The organism is Bradyrhizobium sp. Ken01, assembly GCF_055807355.1.
Map to the genome: position 1 here is coordinate 102,618 of NZ_JBVVPC010000004.1, position 16,966 is coordinate 119,583.

Annotated in this window: 15 protein-coding genes and 1 pseudogene; 7 read left to right on the plus strand and 9 right to left on the minus strand. The window is 63.6% G+C overall.

The features are described 5' to 3' along the window. Positions 1 to 51: 51 nt before the first annotated feature. From AC0L3S_RS06050 to AC0L3S_RS06060, 3 genes are all read right to left on the minus strand, one after another. Positions 52 to 1,380, minus strand: coding sequence for a polyhydroxyalkanoate depolymerase (locus AC0L3S_RS06050; protein ID WP_007615999.1), 1,329 nt, complete (start codon positions 1,378 to 1,380; stop codon positions 52 to 54). Positions 1,381 to 1,501: 121 nt separating this feature from the next. Then, positions 1,502 to 2,320, minus strand: coding sequence for an ABC transporter permease (locus AC0L3S_RS06055; RefSeq protein ID WP_473278429.1), 819 nt, complete (start codon positions 2,318 to 2,320; stop codon positions 1,502 to 1,504). A 132-nt stretch (positions 2,321 to 2,452) separates the two neighbouring features. Beyond that, a complete protein-coding gene (locus AC0L3S_RS06060) occupies positions 2,453 to 3,256 on the minus strand; it encodes an ABC transporter ATP-binding protein (protein ID WP_473278430.1) in 804 nt (267 codons plus the stop codon). Positions 3,257 to 3,361: 105 nt separating this feature from the next. Here AC0L3S_RS06060 and AC0L3S_RS06065 point away from each other — a divergent pair, with 105 nt between their 5' ends. Beyond that, complete coding sequence (locus AC0L3S_RS06065) at positions 3,362 to 4,672, plus strand: ActS/PrrB/RegB family redox-sensitive histidine kinase (protein ID WP_473262531.1); 1,311 nt, start codon at positions 3,362 to 3,364, stop codon at positions 4,670 to 4,672. A 102-nt stretch (positions 4,673 to 4,774) separates the two neighbouring features. Continuing rightward, entirely contained in the window at positions 4,775 to 5,329 is a 555-nt protein-coding gene (locus tag AC0L3S_RS06070) for an ActR/PrrA/RegA family redox response regulator transcription factor (protein ID WP_007598178.1), read from the plus strand. Positions 5,330 to 5,484: 155 nt separating this feature from the next. On the opposite strand, the gene AC0L3S_RS06075 is transcribed toward AC0L3S_RS06070, so the two are convergent. After that, positions 5,485 to 5,973, minus strand: a complete 489-nt coding sequence (locus AC0L3S_RS06075; protein ID WP_473278431.1) for an MmcB family DNA repair protein — start codon at positions 5,971 to 5,973, stop codon at positions 5,485 to 5,487. A 240-nt stretch (positions 5,974 to 6,213) separates the two neighbouring features. Between AC0L3S_RS06075 and AC0L3S_RS06080 the strand changes: the two genes are divergently transcribed. Next, positions 6,214 to 7,911 carry an alpha-amylase family protein gene (locus tag AC0L3S_RS06080; RefSeq protein WP_473278432.1) on the plus strand — a complete coding sequence of 566 codons (1,698 nt, stop codon included), beginning with the start codon at positions 6,214 to 6,216 and terminating at the stop codon, positions 7,909 to 7,911. Positions 7,912 to 8,067: 156 nt separating this feature from the next. Here the strand turns inward: AC0L3S_RS06080 and AC0L3S_RS06085 are convergent, their stop codons facing one another. Further along, entirely contained in the window at positions 8,068 to 9,672 is a 1,605-nt protein-coding gene (locus tag AC0L3S_RS06085; protein ID WP_473278433.1) for an alpha-amylase family glycosyl hydrolase, read from the minus strand. A gap of 171 nt (positions 9,673 to 9,843) precedes the next feature. Here AC0L3S_RS06085 and AC0L3S_RS06090 point away from each other — a divergent pair, with 171 nt between their 5' ends. Next, on the plus strand, positions 9,844 to 10,524 hold the full coding sequence (locus tag AC0L3S_RS06090) for an MBL fold metallo-hydrolase (RefSeq protein WP_473278434.1): 681 nt from the start codon (positions 9,844 to 9,846) through the stop codon (positions 10,522 to 10,524). A gap of 3 nt (positions 10,525 to 10,527) precedes the next feature. Here the strand turns inward: AC0L3S_RS06090 and AC0L3S_RS06095 are convergent, their stop codons facing one another. Then, on the minus strand, positions 10,528 to 10,908 hold the full coding sequence (locus AC0L3S_RS06095) for a winged helix-turn-helix transcriptional regulator (RefSeq protein ID WP_473262290.1): 381 nt from the start codon (positions 10,906 to 10,908) through the stop codon (positions 10,528 to 10,530). Between the two features lie 131 nt (positions 10,909 to 11,039). Between AC0L3S_RS06095 and AC0L3S_RS06100 the strand changes: the two genes are divergently transcribed. Continuing rightward, a complete protein-coding gene (locus tag AC0L3S_RS06100) occupies positions 11,040 to 11,342 on the plus strand; it encodes a hypothetical protein (RefSeq protein WP_247463976.1) in 303 nt (100 codons plus the stop codon). A 1-nt stretch (position 11,343) separates the two neighbouring features. Here the strand turns inward: AC0L3S_RS06100 and AC0L3S_RS06105 are convergent, their stop codons facing one another. Together AC0L3S_RS06105 and AC0L3S_RS06110 are read right to left on the minus strand one after the other, a co-directional pair. Then, on the minus strand, positions 11,344 to 12,510 hold the full coding sequence (locus AC0L3S_RS06105; protein ID WP_473278435.1) for an extracellular catalytic domain type 1 short-chain-length polyhydroxyalkanoate depolymerase: 1,167 nt from the start codon (positions 12,508 to 12,510) through the stop codon (positions 11,344 to 11,346). Between the two features lie 256 nt (positions 12,511 to 12,766). Next, positions 12,767 to 13,039: a hypothetical protein gene (locus AC0L3S_RS06110; RefSeq protein WP_473278539.1), complete on the minus strand. Its 273-nt coding sequence runs from the start codon at positions 13,037 to 13,039 to the stop codon at positions 12,767 to 12,769. On the opposite strand from AC0L3S_RS06110, the gene AC0L3S_RS06115 reads away from it, so the two are divergent. Beyond that, on the plus strand, positions 12,983 to 14,218 hold the full coding sequence (locus AC0L3S_RS06115) for an LLM class flavin-dependent oxidoreductase (RefSeq protein WP_473278436.1): 1,236 nt from the start codon (positions 12,983 to 12,985) through the stop codon (positions 14,216 to 14,218). The genes AC0L3S_RS06110 and AC0L3S_RS06115 overlap by 57 nt on opposite strands. Before the next feature lie 237 nt (positions 14,219 to 14,455). Beyond that, positions 14,456 to 15,832: pseudogene (locus AC0L3S_RS06120) on the plus strand (cytochrome P450). A 140-nt stretch (positions 15,833 to 15,972) separates the two neighbouring features. Here AC0L3S_RS06120 and AC0L3S_RS06125 read toward each other — a convergent pair. Next, positions 15,973 to 16,812 carry an SDR family NAD(P)-dependent oxidoreductase gene (locus AC0L3S_RS06125; RefSeq protein ID WP_473278437.1) on the minus strand — a complete coding sequence of 280 codons (840 nt, stop codon included), beginning with the start codon at positions 16,810 to 16,812 and terminating at the stop codon, positions 15,973 to 15,975. Positions 16,813 to 16,966: the final 154 nt, after the last annotated feature.

Sequence of the window (16,966 nt, forward strand, 5' to 3'; positions counted from 1 at the left end):
CGGAGCCTCCGACAGGGCGTCGATTTGCAGCGGGAAAGCCGAAATATGCGATTATTCAGCCGCGAGCGCCTGCAATGAGCTCGGATTCGCCGCCGAGACCATGAAGTCATGGATGCGCGGCACGATTTCCGATTTGAAGCGCGAGCCGTTGAACACGCCGTAATGTCCGACGCCCTTCTGGACGTAATGAACGCGGCGATGATCGGGAATCGAGCTGCACAATGTGTGCGTTGCTTCGGTCTGACCGATGCCGGAGATGTCGTCGTTCTCGCCTTCGACCGTCATCAACGCAACGCGCGTGACCTTGGAGGGATCGACGCGTGTTCCACGATGGGTCATCTCGCCCTTCGGCAGCGAATGCTTCACGAACACGGTGTCGACGGTCTGCAGGTAATACTCGGCGGAGAGATCCATCACCGCGAGATATTCGTCGTAAAAGTCGCGATGCTTGTCGACGAGGTCGCCGTCGCCCTTCACCAGATTGGCGAACAGCTGCTTGTGGGCATCCATATGCCGGTCGAGATTCATGCTGATGAAGCCGTTGAGCTGCAAAAATCCCGGATAGACGTCGCGCATCATGCCCGGATGCGGGAACGGCACCTTGGTGATGACGTGGTTGCGGAACCAGTCGATACCGCGCTCCTGCGCAAGGTTGTTCACTGCGGTCGGATTGCGGCGGGTGTCGATCGGGCCGCCCATCAGAGTCATTGAGGTCGGCACGAAGGGATCACGGCGCGCTTCCATGATCGAAACGGCAGCGACGACGGGAACCGAGGGCTGGCACACCGCCAGCACATGCGTGTTGCCGCCGAGGACATGCAGCATCTCGATGACGTAGTCGATGTAGTCGTCGAGATCGAAGCGGCCGTCGCTGAGCGGCACCATGCGGGCATCGGCCCAATCGGTGATGTAGACCTCATGCGCCGGCAAGAAAGCCTCGACGGTGCCGCGGAGCAGCGTCGCGTAATGGCCGGACATCGGCGCGACGATCAGCACGCGCGGTTGCGGGCTGCGCAGCGGACGGGTGAACTTGCGATCGAAGTAGAGCAGGCGGCAGAACGGCTTTTCCCAGACCGAGCGAACCTCGACGGGGACGCGGATGCCGTTGACCTCGGTGTCGTTGAGGCCCCATTCCGGCTTGCCGTAACGGCGCGTGGTGCGTTCGAACAATTCGCAGGCCGCGGCAACCGACTTGCCGACCTCGGTGCGTGCCCATGGATTGAGGGGATTTTGAAACAGCAGCTTGGTCGCGTCCGTGATCGCACGCGCCGGATTGAGAGAGGCTTGCCCCATCTCGTACATCCAGTACATCGGCGTCGTCAGGACCGGACTGCCTTCGGCCACCAGGGGCGGCGCGCCGCCAAACTCACCAATCGGCATCGCTATATTCCTCTTCGCATCGCAGCATACTGCCGAATGCGTAATATTGCGTCAATGCATGGTTCCGTACATCTACGTGGCCCAGGTGCCCAAACCGGGCTGAATCCACGAGAAAGTGACGTTATTCGCCGCCTGACAGCAGCGAGCCCTGCATCCGGGCGCTGCGCAAAAGGGCAAGGAATGCCCCAAAAGATGCAACTAACAGCACCGCGTTGATGGCCAACGCGCTCAGCATCAGATCGGTCCTGAAGGTGTTTTCGATCAACAGCGCGCGCATCCCTTCGAACACATAGGTCGGCGGCAGCGTCCAGGCGATATATTGCAACCAGACCGGCAACACGCTGACGGGATAGTAGACGCAAGCGAGCGGCATGATTCCGAACATCAAGGTCCAGACGATGCTCTCGGCGCCAAGGCCGTTTCGCAGCACCAGGCCGGAGACGAAAATGCCGACCGACCAGCTCGTGAAGATCAGATTGCAGAAGAACGCGATCAGCGGCACCCCGAGCGCATAAACGTTGAAGTGAAACAGGACCAGCGCGAGCAGCGTCATCGGGATGACGCCGATCGCAAGCCTGATCAGGCTCATAATCATCAGCGACAGCAGAAACTCGATCGGCTTCAACGGGCTCATCATGAGATTGCCGAGGTTGCGCGCCCACATCTCTTCCAGGAATGAGATGGAGAAGCCGAGCTGCCCGCGAAACAGGATGTCCCAGAGGATGACGGCGCCGATCAGGGTGCCGCCGGCACGCGCGAAGAAGTTTGCATTCTGCGCGATGTAAAGCTGGAGAAAGCCCCAGGTGATGACCTGCAGCGCCGGCCAGTAGAGCAGCTCGAGCAGCCGCGGCCAGGACGACAGCAGGAGATACCAATAGCGCAGGATCATCGCGCCGATGCGATGGAGAGAGATGCCACGGTGGAGGGAGGAATCAATCATGGCCGCTCCGGGATCTGCACGCACCGTCATTGCGAGGAGCCCTTGCGACGAAGCAATCCAGAATTCTTCCGCGGAGAGATTCTGGATTGCTTCGGTTCGCTCGCAATGCCGAAAGAAGCGCCCCCGGCCCGTTCATCGCGCCGCCTCCTGCGCCCCGTTCACCCTTCCGCGTGCGACGTCCAGAAACACCTCTTCCAGCGTGGTGCGGTTGTAGCGTGCCATGATGGCTTCGGGCGTATCGTCGTCCTCGATACGGCCGCGCTTCATGATGATGACGCGGTCGCAGAGCCGCTCGACCTCGAGCATGTTGTGCGAGGCCAGCAGGATGGTGGCATTGTTCGCCTTGCGATAACGCTCCAGATGACCCCGGACCCAGTCGGCGGTGTCAGGATCGAGCGAGGCGGTCGGCTCGTCCAGCAACAGCAGCTCGGGCTGGTTGATCAGCGCCTTGGCAAGCGCAACGCGCGTCTTTTGTCCCGCGGAGAGCTTGCCGTTGGCGCGGTCGATGAACTCGGTGAGATCGAGGTCGCAGGCCAGCTCAGCGATGCGATCGGAAAGGTTCTTCACCGCATAGAGCTTGCCGAACACGGTGAGGTTCTGACGCACCGTGAGCCGCATCGGCATGTCGACATAGGGGCTCTCGAAGTTCATCCGACCCAGCACGGATGCGCTGTCCTCCGGCATCCGATGCCCGAGCACCTGGACGCGGCCGGAGGTCGGCAGCACCAGGCCCATGATCGTCGCGATGGTTGTGGTCTTGCCGGCGCCGTTGCCGCCCAGCAGCCCGGTGATGCTGCCGCCCGGTAGCGAAAAGGAGATGTCGTCGACGGCACGGGTCTGCTTGTAGACCTTGACGAGGTGATCGACCGCGATGGCCGCGGAGAGGCTGCGATCCGCGACAGTCGGCCAGCTTGAAGCCTGGTCATTCTCGGTCATGCTGGGCGTTCTTCTGCTATTGCAGCGGAGAGCGCAAGGCTTGTAATCCGGTGGTTCCGTGAGCCGCGCGCTTGTGATCGAGAAGGCACCGCCCCCTTGGCCGAAATGACCGAACTTGCCGCTTCCGACTTTCGCCCCGCGCAGCGGCATATCCGCCTGGATACGATCCTGCGGCTGCGCTGGCTCGCGGTGCTGGGCCAGCTCGCCGCGATCTTCATCGTGGCGCAGGGACTGGAATTCAATGTCGAGATCGTCCCCTGCGTCAGCATCATCGCCCTGTCGGCGGCGCTCAATCTGGCGCTCCAGACCGTGTCCAATCCGCTGCAGCGGCTGGAGCCGATGCAGGCGGCCGGACTGCTCGCGCTCAACATTGTGGAGTTGGCGGGTCTTTTGTTCTTCACCGGCGGACTCCAGAACCCGTTCTCGTTCCTGTTCCTCGCGCCCGTGCTGATCTCGGCGACCGCGCTGCCGGCCCGCTTCACCTTCGGCCTCGGCGTGCTGGCTGTCGCCTGCGCCTCGGTGCTGTTCTTTTTCCATCTGCCGCTGCCCTGGGATTCCGACGATCCGCTGGTGCTGCCGCCGGTCTATCTCGTCGGCGTCTGGCTCTCGATCGCGCTCGCGATCGGCGTCACCAGCCTCTACTCGTTCCAGGTCACCGAAGAGGCACGCAAGCTCGCCGACGCACTGGCCGCGACCGAGCTGGTGCTGACGCGCGAGCAGCATCTGACCCAGCTCGACGGCCTGGCTGCGGCCGCGGCGCACGAGCTCGGCACGCCGCTCGCGACGATCTTCCTGATCTCGCGCGAGCTGGAGAAGACGGTGAAGGAGCCGAACTTTGCCGCCGACCTGAAGACCCTGCGCGAGCAGACGCAGCGTTGCCGCGACATATTGAGCAAGATCACCCAGCTCTCCTCCACCGGCGCACCGTTCGACCGAATGAAGCTGTCGGAGCTGATCGAGGAGGTGGTGGCGCCGCACCGCGATTTCGGCGTCGATATCAAGGTGCGTATCGCCGTCGCCATCGTGGCCGAGCCGGTCGGCTCGCGCAATCCGGCGATCCTCTACGGCGTCGGCAACATCGTCGAGAACGCGGTCGATTTCGCCCGCACCACCGTCGAGGTGAATGCGTGGTGGAACAAGGACACGATCGAGCTCGTGATTTCCGATGATGGTCCCGGCATTCCGCCTGACATTCTGAACCGGATCGGCGAGCCCTATCTGTCGCGGCGGCGCAGCCAGGACGAAGGCGGCGGTCTCGGGCTCGGCGTGTTCATCGCGCGCACCTTGCTGGAGCGCACCGGCGCCAAGGTCTCGTTTACCAACCGGACCTTTCCGGACCATGGCGCAGTGGTCCAGATCACGTGGCCGAGAGAGCGTTTTGAGGCTATCGAGACCTTCGAACAAACAATAGGATAGGCCGCGACCTTGCGTCGCACAACGGGGCCGATCGACCATTGGCGGCCTTGGCACCGCCCGATTGCGAGGCCATATGTAGACGCGTTGGAGAGAGGACAAACCTTGAACGCCATCGCCGAACTGAATGAACAGACCGACCGCTCGCTGCTGATCGTGGAGGACGACAAGCCATTCCTGGAGCGGCTGTCGCGCGCCATGGAAACGCGCGGTTTTGCGGTGACGTCATGCGACACCGTCTCGGACGGTCTGGCGCAGATCGGCAAGGCCGCTCCCGCATTCGCCGTGGTCGATCTGCGGCTGGGTGATGGCAACGGTCTCGACGTGGTCTCGGCGCTGAAGAAGAAGCGCCCCGACGCCCGCGCGATCGTGCTGACCGGCTATGGCAACATCGCCACCGCCGTCACCGCGGTGAAGATGGGCGCGGTCGATTATCTCTCGAAGCCCGCGGACGCCGACGACGTGGTCGCGGCGCTGCTGTCGACCGGCTCGGACAAGTCCGAATTGCCGGCGAACCCGATGTCAGCTGACCGTGTGCGCTGGGAACACATCCAGCGCATTTACGAGATGTGCAACCGGAACGTCTCGGAGACGGCGCGGCGCCTCAACATGCACCGGCGCACGCTGCAGCGGATTTTGGCCAAGCGCGCGCCACGCTGATAGTCACGGCTACCGTGCCCCCGGACGCTGCGCAGCACGGAGTGATGCGCTGCCGAGCCGGGGCCCATGCCTCAGCTCGAATCGTCGCCTGCTGGGCCCCGGCTCTGCGCAGCAACGCGGAAGCGTTGCAGCGCGTCCGGGACACGAGGCCGGACTCACTCCCAAAGCTCCGCATGCCCCTGTGGATCGACCAGCCGGTTGATCCGCAACGCCGCCGCCATCGCGAACCGCACCGTCATCTGCTTGCGCGTGGCCGCGGCGAGCTTGTGCTCGGGCGCCTCGCATTGCAGGTGCGCACCATAGGCATCCGCGATGATCAGGCCGCTATCTTGCGGAAAAATCTCGCAAGGCAGGTCCTGCGTGAAGGCGAAGAACAGCCGGTCGCAATGCGCCCGGTATTCGTGCCATTTCTGATCGGCGCGCAAATCCTCCACCGACGATTTGATCTCGACGATCCAGATCTCGCCGCGCTCGTTCAGCGCGACGAGATCGGCGCGCCGCCCCGAGGGCAGCGGCAATTCGCTGATGCAGGTGAAGCCGAGCGAGCGCAGCAACCGCGCCGTGCCGCGCGCGATCGCCAGCGCCGTCTCGGATTGACGGCGGTCCGGCGGCGGCACGATGGCGATGCGGGCGGTGTTGTCCATGAGGGGGAGGATAGCCGATTCCTCAGTTGTCGTCCTGGCGAATGCCAGGACCCATTACCCCAAGCGATCGTTGGTGCACTAGCTGGTAACCACCAGTCCTCGTCAAATTTTGGCCTGGTAATGGGTCCTGGATCTGCGCTTCGCTTGTCCAGGACGACGGCGGAGTACGGAACCGCTCTCGCTCTTAACACTTATCACGCAGCCGCCGCACCTCGGCGGAACCACCGAGGCTGCGCGCGCATGATCGACGATCTCTGGTACAAAAACGCCATCATCTATTGCCTGTCCGTCGGCACCTATATGGACGCCAACGGCGACGGCATCGGCGATTTCAAGGGCCTGTTGCGCCGGCTCGATTATCTGCACGGCCTCGGCATCACCACGATCTGGCTGATGCCGTTCCAGACCTCGCCCGGCCGCGACGATGGCTACGATGTCGCCGATTATTATAGCGTCGATGCCCGCTACGGCACGCTCGGCGATTTCGTCGAGTTCACCCATGGCTGCAAGCAGCGCGGCATTCGCGTCATCATCGATCTCGTCGTCAACCACACCTCCGACCAGCATCCCTGGTTCAAGGCGGCGCGGAGCGACAGGAATTCGCCCTACCGCGACTGGTATGTCTGGTCCGACAAGAAGCCGGCCAACGCCAATCAGGGCATGGTGTTTCCCGGCGTTCAGAAATCAACCTGGACGCGCGACAAGGAAGCCGGCGCCTGGTACTTCCACCGCTTCTACGATTTCCAGCCCGATCTCAACACCTCGAACCCGCATGTGCAGGCCGAGATTTTGAAAATCATGGGCTTCTGGATCCAGCTCGGCGTCTCGGGCTTTCGCATGGATGCGGTGCCTTTCGTCATCGCGACCAAAGGCGCCAAGGTGAAAAAGCCGACCGAGCAGTACGACATGCTGCGGACGTTTCGTGAATTCCTGCAATGGCGGCAGGGCGATGCCATCATCCTCGCCGAGGCCAACGTGCTGCCAAAGACGGACATGGAATATTTCGGCCGCGATGCCGACCGCATGCATATGATGTTCAATTTCCAGGTCAACCAGCATCTGTTCTATGCGCTGGCCTCGTCCGATTCCCGCCCGCTGGGGAAAGCGCTGAAGGCGACCAAGCCGCGGCCCGCCTCGGCGCAATGGGGCCTGTTCCTGCGCAATCATGACGAGCTCGATCTCGGGCGATTGACCAAGGCGCAGCGCGACACCGTGTTCAAGAGCTTCGGTCCTGACAAGGACATGCAGCTCTACGACCGCGGCATTCGCCGCCGGCTGGCACCGATGCTGGGTGGCGACCGCCGGCGGCTCGAGCTCGCCTACAGCCTGATGTGCACGCTGCCGGGAACGCCGGTGATCCGCTATGGCGACGAGATCGCAATGGGTGACGATCTTTCGCTGCCGGAACGCAATTGCGCGCGCACGCCGATGCAATGGTCGACGGAGCCGCATGGCGGCTTCACCACCAGCGACAAGCCGGCCTTGCCCGTCATCGACGAGGGACCCTACGGTTATCCGCACGTCAACGTCGCCAAGCAGCGGCGCGATCCCAACTCGATGCTGAACTGGACCGAGCGCATCGTCCGCATGCGCAAGGAGGTGCCGGAGATCGGCTGGGGCGATTTTTCGATCATCGCGACGCGCGATCCCGCCGTGTTCATCATGCGCTACGACTGGCGCAACAATTCCGTGCTGTTCGTGCACAATCTCGACGAGAAGCCGCGCGAGATCGCGTTCTCGACGGGGCTGCCTGATGAGGCCGGCGCGCACCTGATCAATCTGCTCGCGGAAGACCACAGCCACGCCGACAAGCGCGGCCAGCACCGCGTCGTCTTGGAGCCCTACGGCTATCGCTGGTACCGCGTCGGTGGGCTGGACTATCTGTTGAAGCGGAGTGATATCGACAAGACGGTGCGGGGCAACAAGCATCCGGGGTAGGCGGTGCGAGCACACACTCCGTTGTCGTCCTGGCGAAAGCCAGGACCCATTACCCCAATCGCGCGTTGTCGTAGGAAGTGTTCACCACGATCTTCGCCAAACCACTCGCTGGGGTAATGGGTCCTGGATCTGCGCTTCGCTTGTCCAGGACGACGACTAAGGCTGCGGTGGCATCACCACCACCCCCTCATTGCCGCGCAAATCCAGCACGCCTTCGAGCCGCTCTCCCTCGCGATCCAGGAATGTCGACAGCAGAATCTCGCTGCCAAACTTGATCGCGCTGGTGGTGACCGCGATCGGCTCGGGGCCGAGATTGAGCACCACGATCACCGCCCTGCCCTCGGTCGCACGGCGATAGACCAGGAGATCGCCTTGTGCCGCGATCGGATGATAATCGCCCGCGACCAGCGGCGGACACCCTTGCCGCAACGCGATCAGGCGCTTGTAGAGCGTCAGGATCGAGCGCGAATCGGCCTCGAGATCGACGACGTTGTTGCGGATGTGATCCTCCGGCAGCGGCAGCCATGGCCTGACGTCCGAGAACCCGGCGAAGTTAGACGAATCCCACTGCATCGGCGTGCGACAGCCGTCGCGGCCGACACCGATGCCGGGTACGTTCTTCTCGAAGGGGTCGCGCACGAACTCGGGAGCGATCGCGAGCTGATGCATGCCGATCTCGTCGCCGTAATAGAGCGTCGGCGTGCCGCGCAGCGTCAACAGCAGCATGGCGGCGATTCGGGCCTGCTCCGGCCCGACGCGGCTTGCGACGCGCGGGCGATCGTGGTTGCCGAGCACCCAATTCGGCCAGGCACCCTTCGGCAGCGCCTTCTCGTAATCCTCGACGATCTTCTCGATCGACCGCGCGCTCCAGAGGGTCGAGAGCAGCGCGAAATTGAACGGCATCTGCGCGCCGGTGAGATCGTTGCCGTAATAGGCCATGAGGCGATGCAGCGGCAGATAGATCTCGCCGATCAGGACGCGGGCATCATAGGCATCCGTGACGCGCCGCATCTCGGCGATGACGTCGTGCACCTCCGGCTGGTCGGTGGAATATTGCGTCAGGATCTTTTCGTTCGGCGGCCGGCCCTCGGCATAATGCAGATTGGGCGGGTTGTCGCGGAACTCGGCGTCCTTGATCAGATGCCAGATCACGTCGACGCGAAAGCCGTCGACGCCCTTCTCCAGCCAGAACCGCATCACGTCGTAGATCGCCGCGCGGACATCGGGATTGCGCCAGTTGAGGTCCGGCTGCTGGGCGAGGAAGGCGTGATAGTAGTACTGACCGGTCGCCTCGTCGAACTGCCACGCACTGCCGCCGAACTCGGACAGCCAATTATTCGGCACGCCGCCAGCCTCGCCCGGGTCGCGCCAGATGTACCAGTCGCGTTTGGGATTGTCGCGCGAGGAACGGCTCTCGACGAACCAGGGATGCTGGTCCGAGGTGTGGTTCGGCACGAGGTCGAGGATCAGCTTGAGGCCGTTGTCGTGCGCGGCGGCAAGAAGCGCATCGAAATCCGCCATCGTGCCGAACAGCGGCTCGATGCCAGTGTAGTCGGAGATGTCGTAGCCGAAATCGGCCATCGGCGAGGGGAAGATCGGCGACAGCCAGATCGCGTCGACGCCGAGCGATTTCACATAAGGCAGCCGCTGCAAAATGCCGGCGAGATCGCCGACACCGTCGCCGTTTGAATCCTGAAAGGAGCGCGGGTAGATCTGATAGAAGATGCCGTCGCGCCACCAATTTTCGCCGCCCTGAGCCATACGGGAAATCCATCCAAAAACTGCTCGTCGCGCGGGAGAACGCGGAAGGCGCGCCCCGGTTCAAAACAGCAGGCGAATTGGGACGTCCGTGTGACGATGTCCGCGGCTGTTCCCGAGCCCGGGAGCAAATCTTTTGCTTGGCGTAATGGCAAAAATCGGCATTGTGGCGCCATGACCGAGCAAACCGAGACACAAGCCGAGGCAGGCGCGAAAGCGGGCGCGATCATCGTTCCCGTGACGCTGTTCGAGCAGAATTGCACCATCATCTGGGACGAGCCTTCCAAGAAGGCCGTGGTGATCGATCCTGGCGGCGACGTGCCGAAGATCCTGGACGCCATCAAGCAGACCGGCGTCACCGTGGAGAAGATCTGGCTGACTCACGGCCATATCGACCACGTCGGCGGCGCGGCCGAACTGCGCGACGCGCTGAAGGTGCCGATCGAGGGCCCGCATGTCGCGGACAAATTCCTGCTCGACAACGTGGTCGAAAGCGGCGCGCGCTTCGGCATGACGGGGGTGCGCAATTTCGAGCCGGACCGCTGGCTCGACGAAGGCGACAGCGTGGCGATCGGCGATCTCCAGTTCGAGATCTATCATTGCCCCGGCCACTCGCCCGGCAGCGTGGTGTTCTTCAACAAGGATCTGCGCTTCGCCCATGTCGGCGACGTCCTGTTCGCCGGCTCGGTCGGTCGCACCGATCTGCCCGGCGGCAGTCACGCGACCCTGATCGACTCGATCAAGACCAAGCTGCTGCCGCTCGGCGACGATGTCGGCTTCATCTGCGGCCACGGCGCCGGCTCGAGCATCGGCCAGGAGCGGATGACCAATCCGTTCATCACCGGCGAGATGTAGGCCCTACTCGGCGGCGTCCGCCAGCACTTGGGGCGCACTCAGATTGCGGTCGCCCCAGTCGCGGATCGCGGCGACCACCGGCACGAAGCTCTTGCCTTTGCGGGTGAGGCGATATTCCACCTTCGGCGGCACCTCGCCAAAATCCTTGCGATCGATCAGGCCGCTTTCAGTCAGCGCCTTTAACTCCCGGCTCAGCACGCGCGGGGTGATCTCGGCGCTGCCTTCCGTGCCGCGCAACAGGCCGCTCCTGATCTCGCCGTAGCGGCGCGGGCCGTCCTTGAGGTCCCAGACGATGCGCAGCTTGTACTTGCCGCTGATCATCTTCTGAAAGGCCGCGACCGGACAGTTGCGCGCGGGGACTGGCTTTGTCCTTTCCCTGGCCATGTCGTTTCCTCCATGTGGGAGGTGAGCATAGGAGCGACGCCGAAAAAGTCCATACTATCAATTTTGTCCATACTTGCAGGTTCGCGCCCAGCACGCAGACGATGACGCACAACGAGAACAGGGAGCGTCACATGAAGCACTTCATGATCCGGTACGAATTCAAGAACGGCACGACGGAGGCCTGGCACCAGGAGGTCGGCCGCTTCATCAAGGCGATCGACGGCGATCCGGAGTTGAAAGGACGGATCGGGTATCGCGTCCTGAAGAACCGCGACAATGGCAGCTATTTCCATCTCGCCAGCGTCAGTGACGATGCCGCGCAAAAGGCGCTGCAATCGCGCGACTTCTTCAAGGCCTATCAGGAGATGACGCGCAAGGTCGCCGGCGGCGAGGTGACGGCGACGCCGATCGAATGGATCGGCGCGACGGCCTGAATTATTTCATCAATCCCGCGGCCGTGAGCGCGCGCGTGATGATCTGGCCGAGATCGAAGCCGCGAGCCTCCTCGCGCTTCGGCTCGGCCGTCTCTTCGGCGACCGCGGCGCGGATCGAGCGTGCCAGATGCGGCGCGGGCGAGCGGGCCGGCGTCGGCTTTGGCTCGGCCTTCTTCGCCGCGTCGGGAATCCAGCCGGTGAGGCCGAAGAATTTGGCGATGTGATAAGACGAGGAGATGCCGGCCTCGATCAGGAACGCGCCTTCCACGCCATAGCGCTGGTCGTTATCGGCAAGGCCGAGCGGCGTGCCGTGGGCCATGTCGGTGATGGCGTAGGACTCGACGAGCGTCTCGCCGTCCTTGTTCCACCAGGCCTGGCGCGGATAGCCGTCGATGTCAGTTTCCGCCATCGGCGCCTCGGGCAGATCGTGCAAGTCGAGCCATTGCTTGACGATCTCGTTGGCATTTCCGGGATTGACGGTGCGATCTGCGCTGCCGTGCCACACCGAGATCCTCGGCCAGGGCCCGCGATGATTCGAGGCCCGCCGCACCAGATCGCCAAGTTCGCGCGCCGGCCGCTCCGGGGAATGAAACATGCCGTCGAGCGCCTCGCGCAGATTCGTCGCGATGCCGTACGGAAGGCCCGCGATGACCGCACCGGCCGCGAACACTTCAGGGTAGGTCGCGAGCATCACCGACGTCATGCCGCCGCCGGCCGACAGGCCCGTGATGAAGATGCGCCTGGGATCGACGCGATGCGTTTCGATCATGTGCGCGATCATCTCGCGAATCGAACACGCCTCGCCGCTGTCTCGCGCCGTGTCTTCCGGATTGAACCAGTTGAAGCAGGTGTTGCTGTTGTTGACGCGCTGCTGCTCGGGCATCAACAGCGCGAAGCCGTAGTGCTCGGCGAGCGTCGACCATCCGGCGCCGAGGTCGTAGCTTGCCGCCGTCTGGCCGCAGCCGTGCAAGACGACGACGAGCGCGCGCGGCTTCTGCAGTTGCGGCGGCACGAACGCGAACAGGCGCAGATTGCCGGGGTTGTCGCCGAAGCCCGTAACCTCCTGCAACGGACTGGACGCATCGGCGCTCCGGCCAAACTCGGCGAAGCGCAATCCGTCCAGCTTTGGCAGACGTCTCAAGAGGTCGACATTTCTGGTTAACGACACGGCAGCTCCTGGCAGGCGACGTTCAACGTCCACCCAAACCAAATAGTTGCTGCAGCGCAAAATAAAAAGACCGTGTGCTGTCGATGGCGCGCTAAATCACGGGAAACCTGCAGAAATCCGCACGTATTAACCGCAATGCCTCAACTTCGTGCAGATGCCAGGCGCATCCACGCCAGGAATGCGGCGCAGATCATGATTAATGTCGCGAACAGCGCAAGCGAGACGAGGAAACCTGCGCGCACTGATTGCAGGGAAGTCAGGCTGAAGCCGAGCAGGCCGGCCAGAAAGAACTTTTGGTGCCCTGGATGTCGCTCACCGCTCGCGCGACGAATCGACTTGCTTTGTGACGGTTTGATCGCTCCATCGCATGGCTGCATTCCACCGCGCGGGACATCCCGCGATTGCGTTCGCTGTCTTCAGCACGTAGCTTCGCGCCACAAACAAACAAAAAATGTAAGCCGGAGAGAACGCCATGGCGGGCCTGAAGTTCGGAGCCTTCCTTGCCCCGCATCATCCGATCGGGGAGCATCCGATGCTCCAGTTCCGGCGCGATCTCGACCTCGTCGAGCAGTTAGATAGCCTCGGCTATGACGAGTTTTGGTGCGGCGAGCATCATTCCTCCGGCTGGGAGATGATCGCCTCGCCGGAGATGTTCCTGGCGGCGGCCGGCGAGCGCACCAAGCGGATCAAGCTCGGCACCGGCGTGGTGTCGCTGCCCTATCATCATCCCTACAATGTCGCGCAGCGCATGGTGCAGCTCGACCACATGACCGGCGGCCGCGCCATCTTCGGCTCGGGTCCCGGGGCGCTCGCCTCCGACGCGCATACGCTCGGCATCGATCCGATGACGCAGCGCGACCGCCAGGACGAGGCGATCGGCGTGATCCGCCGTCTCTTCGACGGCGAGCGCGTCACTGCGAAGAGCGACTGGTTCACCATGAACGACGCCGCGCTGCAGCTCCTGCCGCTGCAGGAGGAAATGCCGTTCGTCGTGGCCTCGCAGATCTCGCCCTCCGGGATGACGCTCGCCGGCAAATACGGCATCGGCATCATCTCGCTGGGTTCGATGACGACGCAGGGACTGATTTCGCTGCAGCAGCAATGGCAGTTCGCCGAGGATGCGGCGAAAAAGCACGGCACCAAGGTCGATCGCGCGAACTGGCGCGTGCTGCTGACCTGGCACATCGCCGAAACCCGCGAGCAGGCGCGCCGCGAGGCCGGCGCCGGGCTGATGCGCTGGCACAACGAATATAATGTCGGCACGCTGCAACGACCCGGGCTCACCGCGTTCGCCTCACCCGACGAGGCCGTCGACAAGACCGCCTTCGTCGAGGGCGCGGCCTCCGTCATCGGCACGCCCGACGATCTCGTCAAGATGATCAAGAACGTGATGCAGGTCTCCGGTGGCGTCGGCGCCGTCATCGGCTTCGTGCACGACTGGGCCAATCCGGAGAACACGCGCCGGAGCTGGGACATGGTCGCGCGCTACGTGGTGCCCGAGATCAACGGCTACATCGACGGCTTGCGCAAGTCGCAAAAGTTCGTGATCGAGAACCGCGCGATCTTCGAGCGTGCGGGACAGGCCGTGATGGCCAAGATCATGGAAAACGAGAAGGCCGCCGAGGCGTTGAAGGTGACCGGCGCCGGCCGCGTTGCGATTCCGGCCGTCAACGCGCCGGATTTGCAGAAGGAAGCGGCGAAGCGATAAGTTCACGGCCCGCCGGCCCCCGGCGAACGCCTCGTCCTTCGAGACGACCCCTCCGCGGTCTCCTCAGGATGAGGCTAAGCGGCATCGGAGTCCGTTGAAACTGCTGCCGCACAACGCTGTCCTCATCCTGAGGGCCCGCCAGAGGCGGGCGTCTCGAAGGATGGCCCCAGCGAAGCACCGGCGCATCAGCGGACCGGGATTGTGTTATGTTGGGTCCAGCCAACCGGAGCGACCGTCATGTCGATACAGAATGTAGCCGCGCCTGCGCTCGGCTTCACTCCGCCCAAGCGCAACGAGCTGACACATATCCCCGGCGACGAAGGCTGGCCGATCATCGGCAAGACCTTTCAGGTGCTCGCCGACCCCAAGGGACACATCGAGTCGAACGGCGCCAAGTACGGCCAGGTCTATCGCACGCATTTCTTCGGCGAGACCAATGTCGTGCTGCTCGGCCCCGAAGCCAACGAGCTCGTGCTGTTCGACCAGCAAAAGCTGTTCTCCTCCACCCATGGCTGGAACAAGGTGCTCGGCCTGTTGTTTCCGCGCGGATTGATGCTGCTGGATTTCGAGGAGCACCGGCTGCACCGCAAGGCGCTGTCGGTCGCATTCAAGTCCGGCCCGATGAAGTCGTATCTGAGCGATCTCGACGGCGGCATCGCCGCCCGCGTCGCGCAGTGGAGGGCGAAACCCGGCGAGATGCAGCTTTATCCGGCGATGAAGCAGCTCACGCTCGATCTCGCCGCCGCATCCTTTCTCGGCGCCGATATCGGGCCGGAGGTCGACGAGATCAACCGCGCCTTCGTCGACATGGTCGCCGCCGCCGTCGCCCCGATCCGCCGGCCCCTGCCCGGCACGCAAATGGCGGCAGGCGTCAGGGGGCGCAAGCGCATCGTCGCTTATTTCCGCGAGCAGATTCCGCTGCGACGCGGCAATCACGGCGGCGATGACCTGTTCTCGCAGCTCTGCCGCGCAACCCACGAGGACGGCGCGCTACTGTCGGAACAGGACATCATCGACCACATGAGCTTCCTGATGATGGCGGCGCACGACACGCTGACCTCGTCGCTGACGTCGTTCATCGGCGAGCTCGCGGCAAATCCCGACTGACAGGACAAGCTTCGCGCGGAAGTCATGGCCCTGGGACTCGCCCCTGGTGCGCCGAGCAGCTTCGACGATCTCGAAAAGATGCCGCTGTCGGAGATGGCGTTCAAGGAAGCGCTGCGGATCAAACCGCCGGTGCCCTCGATGCCGCGCCGCGCCATGCGCGATTTCACCTTCAAGGGTTTTTCGATTCCGGCCGGCACCGCGATCGGCGTCAATCCGCTCTACACCCACCACATGAAGGACATCTGGCCGGAGCCGGACCGCTTCGATCCCTCTCGCTTCACCGAGGAGGCCCAGCGCAACCGACACCGCTTCGCCTGGGTGCCGTTCGGCGGCGGCGCGCATATGTGCCTCGGCCTGCACTTCGCCTACATGCAGGCCAAATGCTTCGCGCGGCACTTCTTGCAGAACATCGAGGTGTCGCTGGAGCCCGGCTACAAGCCGGACTGGCAGATGTGGCCGATCCCGAAACCGCGCGACGGATTGCGGGTGCGGGTAAAGGCGGTTTAGCGCTCCACTTGCGTGTCCCGGACGCGCGAAGCGCGAGCCGGGATCCAGAATAGTGAGCCACGTTCCGTGCGAGAGATGGGCCCCGGCTCTGCGGAGCGGCACTTCGCGCCGCGCCGCGTCCGGGGCACGAGACCAACCTCCTACGCCCCCTGATCGAACGCCTTGCGCAACGCGACATAGCCCTGCTGCTGCTGGCTCCAGTTGCGGCCGCCGGTCATCGCGCCGTCGATGACGAGGTCATGGCCGTTGATGAAGCTGGATTCGTCGCTGGCCAGGAACACCGCTGCATGGGCGATGTCATCGGGAAGGCCGGCGCGCGGGATTGGCTGCGCGGTCTTGTAGACCTCGCGCATCACCGCCGGCGTCTTCTCCGCCGCGTCGGTCGAAAGGCCGAGCGCCTTGCCGAAAATGCCGGTCGCGATGGCGCCGGGCGAGATCGAGTTGACGCGGACGTTGGACTCGCCGAGCTCCATCGCCACGCATCTGGTGAGGTGGATCACCGCCGCCTTGGCCGCACCATAGACCATCGACGACGAGAAGCCGGCAAGACGGCCGGCGATGCTGCCATTGTTGATGATGCTGCCAAATCCCTGCTTCTTCATGTGGGGCGCGGCGTGCTTCATACCGAGCATGACGCTGCGCAGCAGGGTCGCCATCGCCGCGTCGAAGCGCTCGACCTCGAGGGCTTCGATGCCGCCGGTCTGCGCCGGGCCCCCGGCATTGTTGAACAGGCAGTCGATGCGGCCGAATTTTTCGATCGCCAGCGCAATCAGCGCCTGCATCTGCGTTTCGACTGTCACATCCGTCTGGCGGAAGACGCAATTCGCGCCGAGCTGCTTCGCCAGCGCCTCGCCTTCCGGTATACGCCGACCCGCGATCACAATTTTGGCACCTTCGGCAACGAAGACTTCAGCAGTCCGCAACCCGATCCCGCTCGTCGCGCCCGTGATCACCGCGACCTTGCCATCCAGCCTGCCCATGGAATGTCCCTGTTTTCGAACCCCTTGACGCCAAATGGCGGACACCGATCGACGACGGCGCCACGACGGTCGGCGCCGCAGCAGGCACTATTCCTGCCGGCTTCCGACAAGGCAAGCTTTGCTTGGAGCCGGCGACATGCGTAACATTCCTGGC

Excerpts from the sequence above, each read along its gene's own strand:
- AC0L3S_RS06050 (WP_007615999.1), bottom strand. The coding sequence starts at position 1,380 with ATGCCGATTGGTGAGTTTGGCGGCGCGCCGCCCCTGGTGGCCGAAGGC.
- AC0L3S_RS06055 (WP_473278429.1), bottom strand. The coding sequence starts at position 2,320 with ATGATTGATTCCTCCCTCCACCGTGGCATCTCTCTCCATCGCATCGGC.
- AC0L3S_RS06060 (WP_473278430.1), bottom strand. The coding sequence starts at position 3,256 with ATGACCGAGAATGACCAGGCTTCAAGCTGGCCGACTGTCGCGGATCGC.
- AC0L3S_RS06065 (WP_473262531.1), top strand. The coding sequence starts at position 3,362 with ATGACCGAACTTGCCGCTTCCGACTTTCGCCCCGCGCAGCGGCATATC.
- AC0L3S_RS06075 (WP_473278431.1), bottom strand. The coding sequence starts at position 5,973 with ATGGACAACACCGCCCGCATCGCCATCGTGCCGCCGCCGGACCGCCGT.
- AC0L3S_RS06080 (WP_473278432.1), top strand. The coding sequence starts at position 6,214 with ATGATCGACGATCTCTGGTACAAAAACGCCATCATCTATTGCCTGTCC.
- AC0L3S_RS06085 (WP_473278433.1), bottom strand. The coding sequence starts at position 9,672 with ATGGCTCAGGGCGGCGAAAATTGGTGGCGCGACGGCATCTTCTATCAG.
- AC0L3S_RS06090 (WP_473278434.1), top strand. The coding sequence starts at position 9,844 with ATGACCGAGCAAACCGAGACACAAGCCGAGGCAGGCGCGAAAGCGGGC.
- AC0L3S_RS06095 (WP_473262290.1), bottom strand. The coding sequence starts at position 10,908 with ATGGCCAGGGAAAGGACAAAGCCAGTCCCCGCGCGCAACTGTCCGGTC.
- AC0L3S_RS06100 (WP_247463976.1), top strand. The coding sequence starts at position 11,040 with ATGAAGCACTTCATGATCCGGTACGAATTCAAGAACGGCACGACGGAG.
- AC0L3S_RS06115 (WP_473278436.1), top strand. The coding sequence starts at position 12,983 with ATGGCGGGCCTGAAGTTCGGAGCCTTCCTTGCCCCGCATCATCCGATC.
- AC0L3S_RS06110 (WP_473278539.1), bottom strand. The coding sequence starts at position 13,039 with ATGCTCCCCGATCGGATGATGCGGGGCAAGGAAGGCTCCGAACTTCAG.
- AC0L3S_RS06125 (WP_473278437.1), bottom strand. The coding sequence starts at position 16,812 with ATGGGCAGGCTGGATGGCAAGGTCGCGGTGATCACGGGCGCGACGAGC.